The 14423-nt window shown below is 61.5% G+C and carries 16 protein-coding genes; 7 read left to right on the top strand and 9 right to left on the bottom strand.

The window, feature by feature from the left end:
- Entirely contained in the window at nucleotides 1–423 is a 423-nt protein-coding gene (locus tag AC1DJO_RS10805) for a cupin domain-containing protein (RefSeq protein WP_477970412.1), read from the bottom strand.
- Nucleotides 423–1193 carry a hydroxyacylglutathione hydrolase gene (gene gloB, locus AC1DJO_RS10800; RefSeq protein ID WP_112517699.1) on the bottom strand — a complete coding sequence of 257 codons (771 nt, stop codon included), beginning with the start codon at nucleotides 1191–1193 and terminating at the stop codon, nucleotides 423–425. The genes AC1DJO_RS10805 and gloB overlap by 1 nt, the downstream gene beginning before the upstream one ends.
- Before the next feature lie 53 nt (nucleotides 1194–1246).
- On the opposite strand from gloB, the gene AC1DJO_RS10795 reads away from it, so the two are divergent.
- The 3 genes from AC1DJO_RS10795 (at nucleotide 1247) to AC1DJO_RS10785 (ending at nucleotide 4146) form a co-directional block, all read left to right on the top strand.
- Nucleotides 1247–2023 (top strand): class I SAM-dependent methyltransferase, encoded by a 777-nt coding sequence (locus tag AC1DJO_RS10795; protein ID WP_112386139.1) that lies wholly within the window; start codon nucleotides 1247–1249, stop codon nucleotides 2021–2023.
- Between the two features lie 84 nt (nucleotides 2024–2107).
- Nucleotides 2108–3217: a histidinol-phosphate transaminase gene (gene hisC / locus AC1DJO_RS10790; RefSeq protein ID WP_477970410.1), complete on the top strand. Its 1110-nt coding sequence runs from the start codon at nucleotides 2108–2110 to the stop codon at nucleotides 3215–3217.
- Entirely contained in the window at nucleotides 3214–4146 is a 933-nt protein-coding gene (locus AC1DJO_RS10785) for a prephenate/arogenate dehydrogenase family protein (RefSeq protein ID WP_477970408.1), read from the top strand. The genes hisC and AC1DJO_RS10785 overlap by 4 nt, the downstream gene beginning before the upstream one ends.
- A gap of 25 nt (nucleotides 4147–4171) precedes the next feature.
- Here the strand turns inward: AC1DJO_RS10785 and AC1DJO_RS10780 are convergent, their stop codons facing one another.
- On the bottom strand, nucleotides 4172–5173 hold the full coding sequence (locus AC1DJO_RS10780) for a DUF2125 domain-containing protein (RefSeq protein WP_477970406.1): 1002 nt from the start codon (nucleotides 5171–5173) through the stop codon (nucleotides 4172–4174).
- Between the two features lie 51 nt (nucleotides 5174–5224).
- On the opposite strand from AC1DJO_RS10780, the gene AC1DJO_RS10775 reads away from it, so the two are divergent.
- A complete protein-coding gene (locus AC1DJO_RS10775) occupies nucleotides 5225–5755 on the top strand; it encodes a gamma-glutamylcyclotransferase (protein WP_477970404.1) in 531 nt (176 codons plus the stop codon).
- A gap of 2 nt (nucleotides 5756–5757) precedes the next feature.
- Here the strand turns inward: AC1DJO_RS10775 and AC1DJO_RS10770 are convergent, their stop codons facing one another.
- The 4 genes from AC1DJO_RS10770 to ftsE form a co-directional block, all read right to left on the bottom strand.
- Nucleotides 5758–6555: a lysophospholipid acyltransferase family protein gene (locus AC1DJO_RS10770; protein WP_112386134.1), complete on the bottom strand. Its 798-nt coding sequence runs from the start codon at nucleotides 6553–6555 to the stop codon at nucleotides 5758–5760.
- Nucleotides 6556–6641: 86 nt separating this feature from the next.
- Entirely contained in the window at nucleotides 6642–7358 is a 717-nt protein-coding gene (locus AC1DJO_RS10765) for a YdcF family protein (protein WP_477970402.1), read from the bottom strand.
- A 67-nt stretch (nucleotides 7359–7425) separates the two neighbouring features.
- Nucleotides 7426–8373 carry a cell division protein FtsX gene (locus AC1DJO_RS10760; protein WP_405049624.1) on the bottom strand — a complete coding sequence of 316 codons (948 nt, stop codon included), beginning with the start codon at nucleotides 8371–8373 and terminating at the stop codon, nucleotides 7426–7428.
- A 58-nt stretch (nucleotides 8374–8431) separates the two neighbouring features.
- Entirely contained in the window at nucleotides 8432–9091 is a 660-nt protein-coding gene (gene ftsE / locus AC1DJO_RS10755; protein ID WP_112386132.1) for a cell division ATP-binding protein FtsE, read from the bottom strand.
- A gap of 207 nt (nucleotides 9092–9298) precedes the next feature.
- On the opposite strand from ftsE, the gene AC1DJO_RS10750 reads away from it, so the two are divergent.
- The 3 genes from AC1DJO_RS10750 (at nucleotide 9299) to AC1DJO_RS10740 (ending at nucleotide 11043) form a co-directional block, all read left to right on the top strand.
- Complete coding sequence (locus tag AC1DJO_RS10750; protein WP_477970400.1) at nucleotides 9299–9961, top strand: hypothetical protein; 663 nt, start codon at nucleotides 9299–9301, stop codon at nucleotides 9959–9961.
- 61 nt (nucleotides 9962–10022) lie between these two features.
- Entirely contained in the window at nucleotides 10023–10565 is a 543-nt protein-coding gene (hpt, locus tag AC1DJO_RS10745; RefSeq protein WP_477970398.1) for a hypoxanthine phosphoribosyltransferase, read from the top strand.
- Nucleotides 10566–10683: 118 nt separating this feature from the next.
- Nucleotides 10684–11043, top strand: coding sequence for a response regulator (locus tag AC1DJO_RS10740; protein WP_130284240.1), 360 nt, complete (start codon nucleotides 10684–10686; stop codon nucleotides 11041–11043).
- Nucleotides 11044–11053: 10 nt separating this feature from the next.
- On the opposite strand, the gene AC1DJO_RS10735 is transcribed toward AC1DJO_RS10740, so the two are convergent.
- Both AC1DJO_RS10735 and AC1DJO_RS10730 read right to left on the bottom strand, forming a co-directional pair.
- Nucleotides 11054–11500: a hypothetical protein gene (locus tag AC1DJO_RS10735; protein WP_112517946.1), complete on the bottom strand. Its 447-nt coding sequence runs from the start codon at nucleotides 11498–11500 to the stop codon at nucleotides 11054–11056.
- A 78-nt stretch (nucleotides 11501–11578) separates the two neighbouring features.
- A complete protein-coding gene (locus tag AC1DJO_RS10730; RefSeq protein ID WP_477970396.1) occupies nucleotides 11579–14260 on the bottom strand; it encodes a TIGR02302 family protein in 2682 nt (893 codons plus the stop codon).
- Between the last annotated feature and the right edge of the window lie 163 nt (nucleotides 14261–14423).

The raw sequence follows: 14423 nt of genomic DNA, 5'->3' as shown, positions 1-14423 counted from the left end.
TCAGCCGGCCGGTGCCCAGTCCGGTGGTGCCATCTCGAATTTCGAGAATTCGAAGCCAGGTGACACGGTGCAGCCGACAAGCGTGAAATCGCCGAGCGTTTCGGCCGATTGCCACCAGTTGGCGGGAATGATCGCTTGCGGGCGTTCGCCGCCCGCCAGGTCGGTGCCGAGCTTCAGCGTTTCGCTGCTCGTTCCATCTTCCGAGCGAAGCAGGGCGAGCGGTGCGCCGGCGTAGTAGTGCCAAATCTCGGCGGCGTCGTGGACGCGATGCCAATGCGACCGCTGCCCTGATTTCAGCAGATAGTAGATTGCCGTCGAATGGCCGCGCTCGCCGCCATTGGTGTCGCGGAAGGTCTGGACATAGAAGCCGCCTTCCGGATGCGGTTGCATCGAAAGTGCTTCGATGATCTCATCGGGCAACATCAGAAATTGTCCTTGCGCTTGCGGATTTCCGCAAAGACCTCTTCGTTCGTCTTGGTTTCCATCAGAAGATTGCGGCGGATCGCCGGATCGGCAGCGCGCAGGAAGGGGTTGGTTTCCTTCTCGAGCGCCAGCGTCGTCGGGATCGTGAAACGTCCCTCGGCGCGCAATGCCTCGATTTCGGCGGCGCGGGCCTTCAGCCGCTCATTTGTTGGATCGATGGTGACGGCGAAGCGGGCGTTGGACAGCGTGTATTCGTGGCCGAAATAGATGGCCGTCTCATCCGGTAGCACCGCGAGCTTCTGCAGCGAATGCCACATGTCGGCGGCGGGGCGCTCGAAAAGGCGGCCGCAGCCGAGTGCAAACAGCGTATCGGCGGCAAAGAGCAGCTTGTCGTCCACGAAGTGGTAGCAGATGTGACCGGCTGTGTGGCCGGGGGTCTCGATCACATTGACCGTATGATCGCCGAAGGTGAAGCTGTCGCCATCGGCCATCGTCTTGTCGAGGCCCGGGATGGCGACGGCCTCGTTCACCGGGCCGATGATCTCGCAGCCGAACTGCTCCTTCAGCGCCAGATTGCCTTCGACATGGTCAGTATGGTGATGGGTGGTGAAGATGTGGGAAATCGTCCAGCCGCGGCGCTTGGCAGCCGCTTCGACCGCAGCCGCATCCGGCGCGTCGATCGTTGCCGTCAGGCCGGTTTCCGGGTCATGCACGAGAACGCCAAAGTTATCGGAGCGGCAGAGAAAAACTTCTAATTCCAAAGGTTTCATAGTCTGAACGGCCTCTTTCCTACGGACATGTCCGGAATGTAGAGGCTCCGGCCTTGAAGTCCAACCGCCCACTGATAACATTTACTGCAATGCACGCGGATATTGTCGACCTACGCCAGTTTTATCATTCCGAGCTTGGCCGCCTGGCCGAGCAGTCGATCGCCATGGCGCTGTCATCGCTCTGGGTGCGGTTGCCGCAGGAGCGATTGGTCGGGCTCGGCTATGCCGTGCCGTTTCTCGATCGTTTCGGCGCCGATACCGAGCGCACCTTCGCCTTCATGCCGGCCGGCCAGGGTGCCGTGAACTGGCCGATGGGCTCGCTGTCCTCGACGGCGCTGATCTTCGACGAGGAGTTGCCGCTACCGGATTCATCCGTTGACCGTGTGCTGATGGTTCATTCGCTGGAATTTGCCGAAAGCCCGCGGGAGACGCTGAAGGAGCTCTGGCGGGTACTTGCGCCGGGCGGGCGTCTGGTGATCGTCGTGCCAAACCGGCGTGGCGTCTGGGCGCGGATGGAGCACACGCCCTTCGGCTCCGGCCGCCCCTATTCGCGTGGCCAGCTGACGCATTTGCTGCGCGAGACCAACTTTACCCCCGGAGCTTCCGCCGAGGCGCTGTTCTTCCCGCCGTCCAAGCTGCGCACTGTACTGAGCCTGCGGCGTGGCTTCGAGCGCATCGGACGGACGCTGTGGCCCGCCTTCTCCGGTGTCATCATCGTCGAGGCGCAGAAGCGTCTCTATCAGGGTCTGCCGGTAGCGGCACGCGCCTCGCGCCGCGTCTTCGTGCCGGTTCTTGCGCCGCATGGCGTTCCGACCACGCGCAACCGCTAAGTCACTCGACAAAAGCCGCTTTCCGTTTTATTGCCAAAGGGCAATTTAAGCCGGAATTCCCGGCATTTTTCCAAGGTTGATCCCATGAGCGTTGAGAAGAGCAAGCCCGTTCCACGTCCCGGTATTCTTGATATCGCAGCCTATGTGCCGGGCAAGGAACATGCGCCGGGCGTTGCCCGCGTCTACAAGCTCTCCTCCAACGAGACGCCGCTCGGCGCCAGCCCGAAGGCAATCGAAGCTTTCAAGAACGCTGCCGGCAATCTTGAGCGCTATCCTGACGGCCAGGCACATGAGCTGCGCGAGGCGATCGCTGCTGTTCACGGTCTGAATCCGGCTAACATCATGTGCGGCAACGGCTCGGACGAGCTGCTCGGCCTGCTCTGCCACGTCTATCTCGGCGCCGGCGACGAGGCGATCATCACCGAGCACGGCTTCCTCGTTTACAAGATCCAGATCATGGGCGCGGGTGCCACGCCCGTCACCGTCAAGGAGAAGGATCACGCGGTCGATGTCGATGCGATTCTCGCAGCCGTGACGCCGAAGACGAAGATGGTGTTCATCGCCAATCCGGGCAACCCGACAGGCACCTATGTGCCGGTCAGCGAAATCCGCCGTCTTCAGGCTGGGCTGCCGAAGGATGCCATGCTGGTGCTCGATGCCGCCTATGCGGAGTATGTTCGCCGCAACGATTATGAATCCGGTATCGAGATCGTCTCGTCCAACGCCAATGTCGTCATGACCCGCACCTTCTCAAAGGTCTATGGTCTGGCCGCGCTCCGCGTCGGCTGGATGTATGCGCCGGTCGAGATCATCGACGCCCTCAATCGCGTCCGTGGCCCGTTCAACATCAATGCGCCGGCAATTTCCGCAGGCGCTGCGGCTGTTCGCGATCAGTCACATGTGCAGGAGGCTGTTGCCTTCAATCTGATGTGGATCGAGAAGCTCAAGGGTGCCCTTGAGACAATTGGACTGACGGTGACGCCGTCGGTCACCAATTTCATTCTCATCCATTTTCCCGATGCCGATGGCAAGCGTGCTGCCGATGCCGACGAGTTCCTGACCAGCCGCGGCTACGTCCTGCGTGCGGTCAAGGGGTATGGCTTCCCGAACTCGCTGCGCATGAGCGTCGGCCCGGAAGAGGCGAACCGCGGTGTTATCGAGTCGCTCGGCGAGTTTATGGGACGCAAGGCATGACCATCCAGTTCGACCGCATCGCGCTTATCGGTATCGGCCTCATCGGCTCGTCGATTGCTCACGACGTCAAGCGGCTGGGGATCGCCAAGGAAGTGGTGATCTCGACCCGCAGCGCCGACACGCTGAAGCGGGCGGAAGAACTCGGTCTCGGTGACCGTTATCTCCAGTCTGCGGCTGAAGCCGTCAAGGGTGCGGATCTCGTCATCGTTTCGGTGCCGGTCGGTGCGTCTGGAAGTGTCGCCAAGGAAATCGCTGCAACGCTGATGCCGGGCGCGATTGTCACCGACGTGGGCTCGACCAAGGCCTCTGTTATCGCGCAGATGCAGCCGCATATTCCCGAAGGCGTTCACTTCATTCCGGGCCACCCGCTGGCTGGTACCGAAAAGTCCGGACCGGATGCTGGTTTCGCCGGACTGTTCGAACAGCGCTGGTGCATTTTCACGCCGGTGACCGGTACCGATCCGGCAGCGCTTGCCAAGCTTCGCCAGTTCTGGGAGGCGCTCGGCGCTCGGGTCGATGAGATGGATCCGCAGCACCACGACAAGGTGCTGGCCATCGTTTCGCATCTGCCCCACATCATCGCCTACAATATCGTCGGCACTGCCGACGATCTGGAGGCGGTGACCGAATCCGAGGTCATCAAGTATTCGGCTTCGGGTTTCCGCGACTTTACCCGTCTTGCGGCATCCGATCCGACCATGTGGCGCGACGTCTGCCTGCACAACAAGGATGCGATCCTCGAGATGCTGTCGCGTTTCTCGGAAGATCTCGCCTATCTGCAGCGGGCCATTCGCTGGGGCGAGGGCGACAAGCTTTTCGAGCTCTTCACCCGCACCCGCGCCATCCGACGCTCGATCATCCAGGCTGGTCAGGACGTCGATGCGCCGGACTTCGGCCGCCATCACGGCCAGGAACCGAAGAAGAGCTAACCGCGAGCGTTTCTCAGAAAACGCTTTAGATCGGCGGGATGGAGCCGAGCGGGATGAAGCCGCTGACGGTTGCCTCGCCGCGATTGACCACCAGATCCACCGACACGCGATCGCTGCCGGCTGCCAACGCTTTCAGAAGCTTGGCGGCGGTATCGACGGTCTTGGCGATCTGCGGGAAAGTCTGCTTGATGCTGTCGCGCCACGGGCCGAGCTGCTCGATCTCAAGCTTGAACTTACCCGAAAGAAAGCCCTGCTTATCGAAGGAGAAGGGGCCGGTCAGCGTCATGACCTTGCCGTCGCCGATATCGGCCACGACCTTGCGCAGCTCGCCACTGGCGCCGTAAAGCCCCTGTCTGTCGCTGCCATCGATCATTCCCGCCTTACCGACCAGCGTCACGTCGGCGCTCGCCGAGAATTTCGGGAAGACCTGCGGCCAATCCTTGATGACGGTGCTGGCATCCTGCAGCGAGATCGCGCCATCAAGATCGCCTTCATTCTGGCGGAGATGAATTTCCGTACGGGCGGCATCGACGTCGATCGTCTGACCGCTATAGGAGGAAACCGCGGTCGCCTTCAGTCCTTCGATAACGGTCGATGTCCGGTCGATGCCCTTGAACTTGGTGATCAGGCTGGACTGCAGGTTTGCCCATTGGGCCGAGAGGGTCAGGCCGTTTGCGGTGCGGATTTCGGCAGGCGAATCCAGTTCCCAGACGATATGGCCAGGCGCATAGACCTGTGCGGCGGAGCGCAGCTGGCCGAAGCTCGCCGACACGCCGTTCTTGTTGTCGTCGACATCGACTTTCGAGCAGAACAGGCCGATGCGGAAAGGATAGCCGCGGAAATCGATATCGGCGCATTCACCGCTGACACCGGCAGTGTTATGCGGCGCGATAACCTTCAGAACCGTGTCCTTGAGCTGTGAAGCGGCGTAGAACCAGCCGCCGGTATAGATTGCGACCACCAGTACGATGCCCAAGCCGAGCCACCAGAATTTTCTGCTGCTGCCGGATTGGCTTGACGCTGCCATGATGTTCTCCAATGGTGAATCGCGAATGGGAATCTCGGTCTGGCTTGCGATATGGACGAATTTTGGGTGTTTGGCTACGGATCCCTAATGTGGAACCCGGGCTTCGAGTTTGCTGAACGGTCGCAGGCTCTGATTTATGGCTATCGGCGTTCGCTCTGCGTCCGCTCCTGGGTTCATCGGGGAACGCGGGAAAATCCCGGTCTCGTGCTCGGTCTCGATCGCGGTGGCTCATGCCGCGGCATGGCTTTCTCCGTCGCGCCGGAAAATTGGGACGAGGTCATCGACTATCTGCGGGCTCGCGAACTGGTGACCAATGTCTATCTGGAAAAGCGCGTCTCGCTGCTGCTGGCCGATGGCCGCGCGGTGAAGGCAGTCGCCTATGTCGTGGACCGCAGCCATGTGCAATATGCGGGCGCCCTTGATACCGGCGAGGCCGCGCGCGTCGTCAATGAGGCCGAGGGCCAATCGGGTCCGAACGACGCTTATGTCTTCAACACCTTGTCTCATCTGAAGCAGATGGGGATCCGCGATCACTGGCTGGAGCAGGTGGTCGGCGAAGTCGAGCGGCTGCGCGCCGCCTGAACTCAGGCCGACGCGGTCTTCGGTTCGTTCAGAACGGCAAGCCGGTCGATGGCCGTCTGCGGCAGCGGGAGATGCGGATTGCGGGCGACGGTGTCGAGAAGCAGTTCGTCGCTGGCTCGCTCCGTAACTTCGACGAGATGCTCGAAAAAGGCATCCGGATCCATGCCCGGCATGATCGCGGGCAGTATGCGGACCTTGAAATGGCCGGGATAGCGCATGGTGCTGCGGCGTGGCCAGAACAGGCCTGGATGCATGGCGATCGGCACGACGGGGATGTTGAGATCCCGATACATGCGGGCAATGCCATATTTGTAGACTGGCTCGGCGCCTGGCGGGCGGCGGGTGCCTTCAGGATAGATGATCAGCTGGCGGCCGGTCGACAGCTCTTCCTTGGTCCGCTTCAGCACTTCGACCATCACCTTGCCGCGGGCGCCGCGGTCAACCGGGATCATCCGCTGCTTCTTGGCGTACCAGCCGAACAGCGGGATCCACATCAGCTCGCGCTTGAGGATATAGACCGGGTCCTTCAGCCAGGGCAGCAGCGCGTAGGTATCCCAGAAGGATTGATGCTTCGGCGCCAGGATGTAGCCGCCATCGGGCAGGTTCTCCATGCCCTCGATCTCGAAGGTCGTGCCGACGATCTTCTCCATCAACCAATGGTTCGAGAGCGCCCAGTTCTTCGGAATGCGATAGGCGGTCAGCCGGGGCACGACGAAATAATAGGGCGAAAGCACGATCATCCGCAGGATGAGGTTGGCGTAGAAGATCGTGTTGAAGAGAACGGAACGCAGGGCGAGCATAAGGTTTCCCGAAAAGCCTATATCCGCGGGCAGGGCGGTTGCGACCTGCCTACACGATTATCACCGCCAGAAAAAGACGCTTCGCTTCAGTCCTTGCCGTCGGCGGCAGCCGAACRCAGGCCGGGATGACGGCCGAAGCCGGTGATGTTGCGCGCACCGGCAAACAGCACCTTGCCATACTCGGCGAGCATGACACGCAGCGCATTCGGATCCATGAACCAGGCGCGCGTCTTCAGGTCGGAATTCACGACCGGATAGGGGATGAACTGGGTGTCGTCGTCGACATAGGCAAGTTCGGCGAGACTGCGGGGCATGTGATAGTTGTTGGTGACGACGAGCACGCTTCGGTAGCCCTTGGCATGGATCCAGTTCGATGCTTCCTCGGCATTGCCGATCGTGTCGATCGCGTCATAGCCGATATCGACACAGCAATCGAAGAGATCGGCCGACCCTGTCGTGGTCTTGCGAATCTGCGCCGGTGTGGTCGAGGGGTGGACGCCTGAAATCAGCAGCCGCTTGCCGGCGCCCTTCTGCAGGAGTTCGACCGCCTGGTCGATGCGCTGGTAGCCGCCTGTCAACACGACGATCGCGTCGGCCTTCGGTTCGGCTGGAGGCCTCATTGTGGTGACGGAATCGGCAAAGCGCAGGAAGCCGCCGAAAACCAGCGCCATTGCCAGAACGACGGCAAAGCCGCACCAGCGCAGCATGCGGCGCAGAGGCCCACGACGCGGCGTCTCGACCCGGTAGCTTGCCAGCGCCGGATCGGGGCGAATCGGATTGCGTCTCGTGTAGCCCATGGTCATGAGTCGTGCATATATCGGGATTGCGGCAGCGAACGGGCAAAGGCGGCGCTATGTGTGATCGCTATCATCAGCTCGCTATCCCGTCTGTTCGTGTCGGATCGGAGCGAAGTGTATCGATCTCGTATATCGTGCGGACGACCGTGACGCGCGCCGTCAGCGTCGTCAGCAGGGCGATGATGATCATCGTGGCGAAGATGCCGAAATAGCCGAGCACGCCGACAGAAAAGGTCCCGAAAAGCGCGGTGGCCTGATCGGTCTGCGGTGTCGCGATCGTACGGCTCTGCAGGAAGCCGGCGGCGGCAAAAAACAGCGCTGCCAGACCGCTGCCGATTGCCGAACCCTTGAGGCTGATCTTCAGGAAGTGTTTTTGGAATTCGGTTGCAACGAAGGAGCTTTCGGCTCCGACGAAATGAAGCACCTCGACGATATGGCGGTTGCCCGACAGAGCGCCGCGCGTGGCGAAGACGACGGTGAGCACCATAGCGGTGAAGACCAGAAGCAGAATACCCGTGCCTATCATCACTGTCGTATGCGCCATCGAGACCAGCCGGTCGACCCAGGTTCTGTGGTCGTCCAGCGTCGCCTGCGGGATACTGTCCTTGAGCAGTGAGCGCATTGCCTCGAAATCCGGCGGATTGTTTTCGTCGATCGTAACGATAACGAGCCGGGGAACCGGGAGTTCCTTGAGATCGAGGCCGCTGCCGAGCCAGGGCTCCAGCAGGCGGGCAGTCGCCGCCTCATCGACGATCTGGCCGCTCTTGGTGCCGACGAAGGTCATGGCGATATCGCGCGCCTGGTTCAGCGCCTTTTCCATGTCGAGGCCGTCGTCCGGCTTGATCTGAATGGTGATTTCGCGGGAGATCTGGCTTTCCCAGCTGGCGGCGGTCGAGCGCACCATGCTGACGCCGCCGAGTGTCAGACAGGCGAGGAAGGCCATGATGGCGATCACCACCATCAGCGCGTTGCCCTGGATGTTGGAGGGCGGCAGTATCGGCGCTGTCGGGCGAACGCGCATTTCAGGGCGCCGCTGCTGCTGGGTGGCCGCTTCCGCTACCTTCTTGCTGGGGGATCGCTCAGTCATAGACGTCGAGATGCCCCTCGGACAGAATCATCCGCCGCGCCTCGACCTGGTCCATCAGGGCCAGATCGTGGGTGGCGATGACGACGGCGGTGCCGAGCCGGTTAAGCTCGAGGAAGAGATTGAGAAGGCGGCGCGCCATCGGCGGATCGACGTTGCCGGTCGGTTCGTCGGCGAGCAGGACTTCCGGGCGGTCGATCAGGGCGCGGGCGATCGCGGCACGCTGCTTCTCACCGCCGGAGAGGACCGGCGGCAGCACGTTGATGCGCTCGCCGAGCCCGACCCATTTCAGCAGTTCCAGGACGTCGGTCTTGTAGGTGCTCTCGTCCTTGCCGCGCACGCGCAGCGGCAGCGCGACGTTCTCATAGGTCGTCAGGTGGTCGAGAAGGCGGAAGTCCTGGAAGACAATGCCGACGCGGCGGCGCAGCAGCGGCAGTTCCGGGCGCGGAATATCGGAAATATCGCGGCCGAACATGCGGATCAGACCGCGGGTCGGCTGCAGCGACATGAAGAGCAGGCGCAGCAGCGTGGTCTTGCCGGCGCCGGAGGGACCCGTCAGAAACTGGAAGGACTTTTTCGGAATGTCAAAGGTCAGGTCCCGGAGGATTTCCGGCCCCATGCCATAGCGCAAACCGACATTCTCGAAGTGGATCAACGGGCAACTCAGATTGTTCGAGGTTTCACACCATCGACTTGTTAACCAAGTGGATTAACAACGGGTAAATTTCGGCGGAAAGATGCCCTCTCGGCACCGGATTTAGCGAAGCATTAACCATTAAAATTTACGACTGAGCTGGATTCGTTTCAATGCCCGGTATCGTCCGTGCACCGAAACCATGTGAAGAGCTGAAAGGCCGTCATCATGGAAGCATCTTCGTTCAGCCGCCGCGCGCCGGGGCACGCCTATGATTTCCTGCCGCCGGACAAGGCGGCACGCCAGCCGCGGGCCGGAACGCGCCCGGCCGACATTTCCGATGCCGAGTTCGTCGTCATCAGCGGGCGAAGCTCATCGTCAGGCTTCAATGCGAAAAGTTTCAACGATAATCGCAAGCGGACGGCCACCGCGCCAAAGGCCGAGATACCGAAGGTAGTGACAGCCGTGGCGTCTGCCTACCACGCCCTGGAAGAACATCTGCAGCAGGCATCGTTCAAGAGTTTTGCGGCGCTTGTCCTTCTGCTTTTTCTTCTGGTCTTCGGGTTGTCCGGCGGTTTCTCCAGTCTTCAGGCGGACGACCAGTCTGCGATCGGATCGCCCCTGCATTTCACCCACGTGACGCTGACGCCGCGCGACGCCAACGGCATGCGCATCCTGATGGTCAACGGCATTCTCGAAAACGAGAGCGGCACCACGCAGACGGTTCGGCCCATTCGCGCCGATCTGGTGAGCGACGGCCGGTTGATGGCAAGCATCGTCATCAACCCGCCCATCGACGTCATCTATGGCGGCGAGAGCCGCGGATTTTCGGCGCGCGTTCAGCACTCTCGTGGAAAAATGCCGGAAGTCCGCCTGTCATTCATGCCCTAAGGGTGTTTCTCCGCGTCTAATGTGCTAACGGCTTACCCTTCATTTTCACGGAGCAAGCCGTATGCCTGTCGTGCGCGGAAAAAATATCGAGCCTCTTTTCACTGCCGAGCAGATTGCCGAGCGCAACGATGCGATGGCAAAGCAGATTGCCGAAAGTCCGACCAAGGACCTGCTGGTGATCGCTGTCCTGAAGGGGTCGTTCATTTTCGCGGCCGACCTGATCCGCGCCCTGCACAACAACGGCCTGGCGCCTGAAGTCGAGTTCATCACGCTGTCGAGCTACGGCACCGGAACGGTCTCGCAGGGCGTTCGTATCGTCAAGGATATCGATAGCGACGTGAAGGACCGCGATGTCCTGTTGATCGACGACATTTTGGAATCCGGCCGTACGCTGCTGTTTGCCAAGGAACTGCTGTTCGAACGCGGCGCCCGCAACGTGACGATCGCGGTGCTGCTCGACAAGAGCGTCAAGCGCAAGGAAAAGCTGGAGGCCGATTATGTCGGCTTCGAATGCCCCGACTATTTCGTCGTCGGCTACGGCATGGATGTCGCCTACGCTTTCCGCGAACTTCCCTTCGTCGGCGTCGTCACCGGCGACGCCTGAGCGCCTCTGGTACAGACGGGTTGTTAACCATCCCGTCCATCGCCCGCCGCCGTTTACCGATCGCAAAGGAACGGCATGCGATTTCCGTCTTGGGGCATGAAGACGGAGCGATGCATCGATGGCAAAAATTCTGATCACGGAAGACGAAGACTCCCTCCGTTCTTTCGTAGCCCGAGCACTGCGGCTCGACGGTCATGAGACCGAAGAAGCGGCTGATGGTGCCGAGGGACTGGAGAAGCTGAAGGACGGCGTCTACGACCTGCTGCTGTCGGATATCCGCATGCCCGTCATGGACGGCATCGAGCTGGCGCATCAGGCAAAGTCGGCGTTTCCGGCACTGAAAATCCTGCTGATGACCGGCTATGCCGAACAGCGCGAACGCGCTGACGATCTGGCTGAAAAGATCGTCGATGTGGTCTCCAAGCCGTTTGCGCTTCCCGATATCCGCAAGGCGGTCGCCCGCGCATTGGCTGCCTGATCAGGCAGCCTCATTCATCCGGGACGAACTTGCCTTCGTAGCGCACCCGGAAATTCCGCCTGTGGAAATCCTGCTCGAAGCAGACGAATACCAGCTCGATATCATTGTCGCTGTCACGCTTGCCGAGAAGGCTTAGCGTGATGACCACGACGCCGCTATAGCCGCGGGTGATGCGGAAGGCGGCGTTGCGGATTTCCGTTGCTTCGGGATCGCGGCGATCGTCACGGCGCTCGTAGATGATCCAGAAGCGGGCGGCGTCCCAGGTCTTTCTCAGGATCTCGCTGACCTCGGCCTTGAACTCCTCGGCATGCATGGCCGGTCCCCAGGACAATGCCGTTTCTCCGGCATCGCTGACGACATTGAGATAGCCGTCATACTGGTAGGCGCCCGAAAGAGCCTTTTCGATCATCTCGAATGCCGAGTTTTCGCTGATTGCAGTCTTGAAGAGAATTGCCATCGAATCGCTGTCGTTCGTCAACCGTCAAGATTGACATTACGAAGCTCACGCGAAAAGGCGAAGGATTTCAGCACTTCGTCACTGAATATCCAGCAGACGCTCCAGATAGCGCCGCTCCATCTCTTGCGGCGGGTTGTTGCCGAGCTTCTCACGGATGGCATCAAGAATCTCGCGGGCGCGCTGGACATCGATCTCATCGGGCACCTTCACGGTATCACCAAAGTCAGGCCCATCGGCGCGCCGCGGACGGCCAAGCGGGTCGCGGCCGTTCTGATCGCCCTGGCCGACCTGGCCGTTCGGGCCTTGCTGACCCTGCTGGCCCTGTTGCGCCTGCATCATCTGGTTCATCATGTCGCGGGCGCCCTGGCGAAGCGCTTCCAGCGCGCGGCCCTGACCCTGGACTGCGGTATCGCCACGGCCCTGGCCGAGTTCGCGTCCGGCGCCTTCCATCTCGCGCTGGGCCTGGCCGAAGCCCGGACCGGGCTTCATGCCCATGTCGCCCAGACCCTTCTGCAGTTCGCCGAGCTGCTTGCCAAGAGCGTCCTGCTGCTCGCGCAGTTTCTTCAGCGCGTCGCGGAGCTGCTGCTCGGTCATCTCGTTCGACTGCTGATCACCCTGCTGGCCGTTCTGACCCTGCTGTTGCTGCTGCTGGCCCTGATCCTGCTGTTCGCCATCCTGGCCGGGCATCATGTTGTCGAGCAGCGGGTCGTTCATGCCCATGTCGGGGTCGCCGCGCTGCATACGATCGCGAAGCTGCTGATCGAGCTTGAACGTCTGCTCCATCAGCTTCTGCTGGTCGCGCAGGATCTGGCCGAGCTTGTCCATCTGCTGGCGCATCTGGCTATTGTCGCCCTGCTGCTGCTGGCCCTGCTGCGGACGTCCCGCCTGCAGGTTGTTCATCATCCGCTGCAGTTCCGACAGCATCTGCTGTGCAGCATCGCGGTTGCCGGAGCGGGCAAGGTTTTCGATCTGGTCCATCATCCGCTCCAGATCCTGCTGCCGCAGCATCTGGGCATTCTGATTGGGCTGCATCGGCGCATTCTGCATACGCTGGGCGAGCTCCTTCATGTATTCGTTCATCGCCTTGCGAAGCTCGTCCATCAGCTTCTTGACTTCGGCATCCGGCGCGTTGCGCTGGAGCGCGTCGGCAAGGTTCTGCTGGGCGTTACGCAGATTGCGCTCGGCCTGCGAGAGATCGCCGTCCTCGATGCCAAGCGCGATGTCCCAGAGATAATCGGCGGTGTCCTTCAGCTGCTCGTCGGTCTTGGCAAGCTTCATACGCGCCAGCGCCGATTCGATCAGCAGGTAGTTGGTGAGTTTCGGGATCGTCTCTTCCGGGCGGATCGTCAGCGCTTCGTTGAGCGCGATCGCCTCGGGCATCTTGCGGGTGTCGAGCGCAAAGACCTGGCGTTCTTCGGCAACGGCCGCGGCGAGCGGTTCGTTGAACGGCCGCGCGGGGAGAACCATTTCGTGCGGCGGGCTGCGGCCGATCTGACCGGCCGCATCCTTGGCAACCAGCGTCACGCGGACGCGCTTGCCGGCCAGCGGATGCTCGGTCAGGTTCTTGCTGCTGACGCCCTTGGCATCGCGGGCGTTGCGGCGCGGGATATCGAGGCGGAAATCGGGAAGCGGGTAGAGAGGCTTGGCAGAAGGATCGGATTCGACGGGTAGAATTTCCGCGTGGGCTTCCTGGACGCCGTAATCGTCCTTGGCGGTGAACTTGATCTCGAGCGCACCATTCACGCTCGCCTTCGGCAGCCCGTCGAAAGCGATCTCCGGCGCCTTGTCGGGGATGACGTTGAAGCTCCAGCTGCGGCCGTTGACCTGCAGGGCGCCGTTTTCCTCAAGCTTCATCAGATGCGTCTGTGCCGTGGGCACCGGCGTTTCACCGGCCGCCGTCTGTTGCGGCTGTGCCGGCTGGTCTGGAACGCCTGTCGGCTGCTGACCTGCCTGCTTTTCGGCGGCAATCTCCCTGGCCTCGCCGTTCTCCTTCTTGAAGACGACCTTTTCATCCGCTTGTCCGCCACTGACGCGCACGGTCAGGCTGGAGAATTGCGGAACGTTGATCGGCGCCTGTTCCGTGCCTGTGGCCGTCAGATAGACGGGCGCGCGGCCGGTATAGGAGGGAGGCGTGACCCAGGCATCGATGCGAACGGCGGGATTTGTCTCGCCCTGCTCGACGGGAGGCTGGAAGGCGTCGGCGATCGAGCCGCCGTTGGTGGACAGCGAATAGCCAAAGCCCATGACGACAAGCAGCGCCGGAATGGCGCGCAAGGCGAAGCGGTCGTGCCGGGCGATATCCGGGCGTGGATAACCGGCGTCGAGCGCGGCGATCTTCTCGGCCATGCGTGTCTGGTGTTCGCGCCAGAGCGCGCGGGCAAAGGGCGTATCGAAGGCCGGTTCGTCTTCCTGCACGGTGACGGGTTGATGCGGCAGGCCGTTGCGCTCTTCGAGCAGCCGGTCGGCCTCGGCGTTGGTTGGCCATCGCAGTCGGCGGAACGGGATGAGCGATACAACGAAGGCGGCCGCAAACGCGACCAGCAGCAGGATGCGCAGGACATCGGGAACGCTGCGGAAGAGGCCAAACCAGGAGGCCGACAGATAAAGTGCGATGACCGAGAGAACGGGCACCAGCGGCGGCAATACTTGCTCGGAGAGAAGAACAACACGCGCAAACAGCCGCTTTACCGCAACCAGCCTCGCAAGAGATGGCCTGATGGCAAATGCACCATGTCCCTGCCTGCTCGGGCTCTTCTTCAATCCGGTCTCCGCCATGGCGTGTTAGAGTAACAGTGGGCGCTTCCGGCGATTGCTCAGCAATTCGCTCGCATCGGGAAAGGATAACACTCTTTGTGGCGAAGGCGAGGGCGACCGGCGGTTAATGCCGGTTTTTCACGGCCGGTCGCCAAAAAGTGATGCCTGG

It is taken from the genome of Rhizobium sp. 05N430, from assembly GCF_056396985.1.
The sequence above is the reverse complement of the archived record's forward strand: the minus strand, read 5'-3'. Positions and strand labels throughout refer to the sequence as shown.

Coding starts and splice junctions, on each gene's coding strand:
- AC1DJO_RS10775 (WP_477970404.1), top strand. CDS start 5,225: ATGGACGAATTTTGGGTGTTTGGCTACGGATCCCTAATGTGGAACCCG.
- gloB (WP_112517699.1), bottom strand. CDS start 1,193: ATGAAACCTTTGGAATTAGAAGTTTTTCTCTGCCGCTCCGATAACTTT.
- hisC (WP_477970410.1), top strand. CDS start 2,108: ATGAGCGTTGAGAAGAGCAAGCCCGTTCCACGTCCCGGTATTCTTGAT.
- AC1DJO_RS10780 (WP_477970406.1), bottom strand. CDS start 5,173: ATGGCAGCGTCAAGCCAATCCGGCAGCAGCAGAAAATTCTGGTGGCTC.
- AC1DJO_RS10735 (WP_112517946.1), bottom strand. CDS start 11,500: ATGGCAATTCTCTTCAAGACTGCAATCAGCGAAAACTCGGCATTCGAG.
- AC1DJO_RS10760 (WP_405049624.1), bottom strand. CDS start 8,373: ATGCGCGTTCGCCCGACAGCGCCGATACTGCCGCCCTCCAACATCCAG.
- hpt (WP_477970398.1), top strand. CDS start 10,023: ATGCCTGTCGTGCGCGGAAAAAATATCGAGCCTCTTTTCACTGCCGAG.
- AC1DJO_RS10770 (WP_112386134.1), bottom strand. CDS start 6,555: ATGCTCGCCCTGCGTTCCGTTCTCTTCAACACGATCTTCTACGCCAAC.
- AC1DJO_RS10805 (WP_477970412.1), bottom strand. CDS start 423: ATGTTGCCCGATGAGATCATCGAAGCACTTTCGATGCAACCGCATCCG.
- AC1DJO_RS10740 (WP_130284240.1), top strand. CDS start 10,684: ATGGCAAAAATTCTGATCACGGAAGACGAAGACTCCCTCCGTTCTTTC.
- AC1DJO_RS10785 (WP_477970408.1), top strand. CDS start 3,214: ATGACCATCCAGTTCGACCGCATCGCGCTTATCGGTATCGGCCTCATC.
- AC1DJO_RS10750 (WP_477970400.1), top strand. CDS start 9,299: ATGGAAGCATCTTCGTTCAGCCGCCGCGCGCCGGGGCACGCCTATGAT.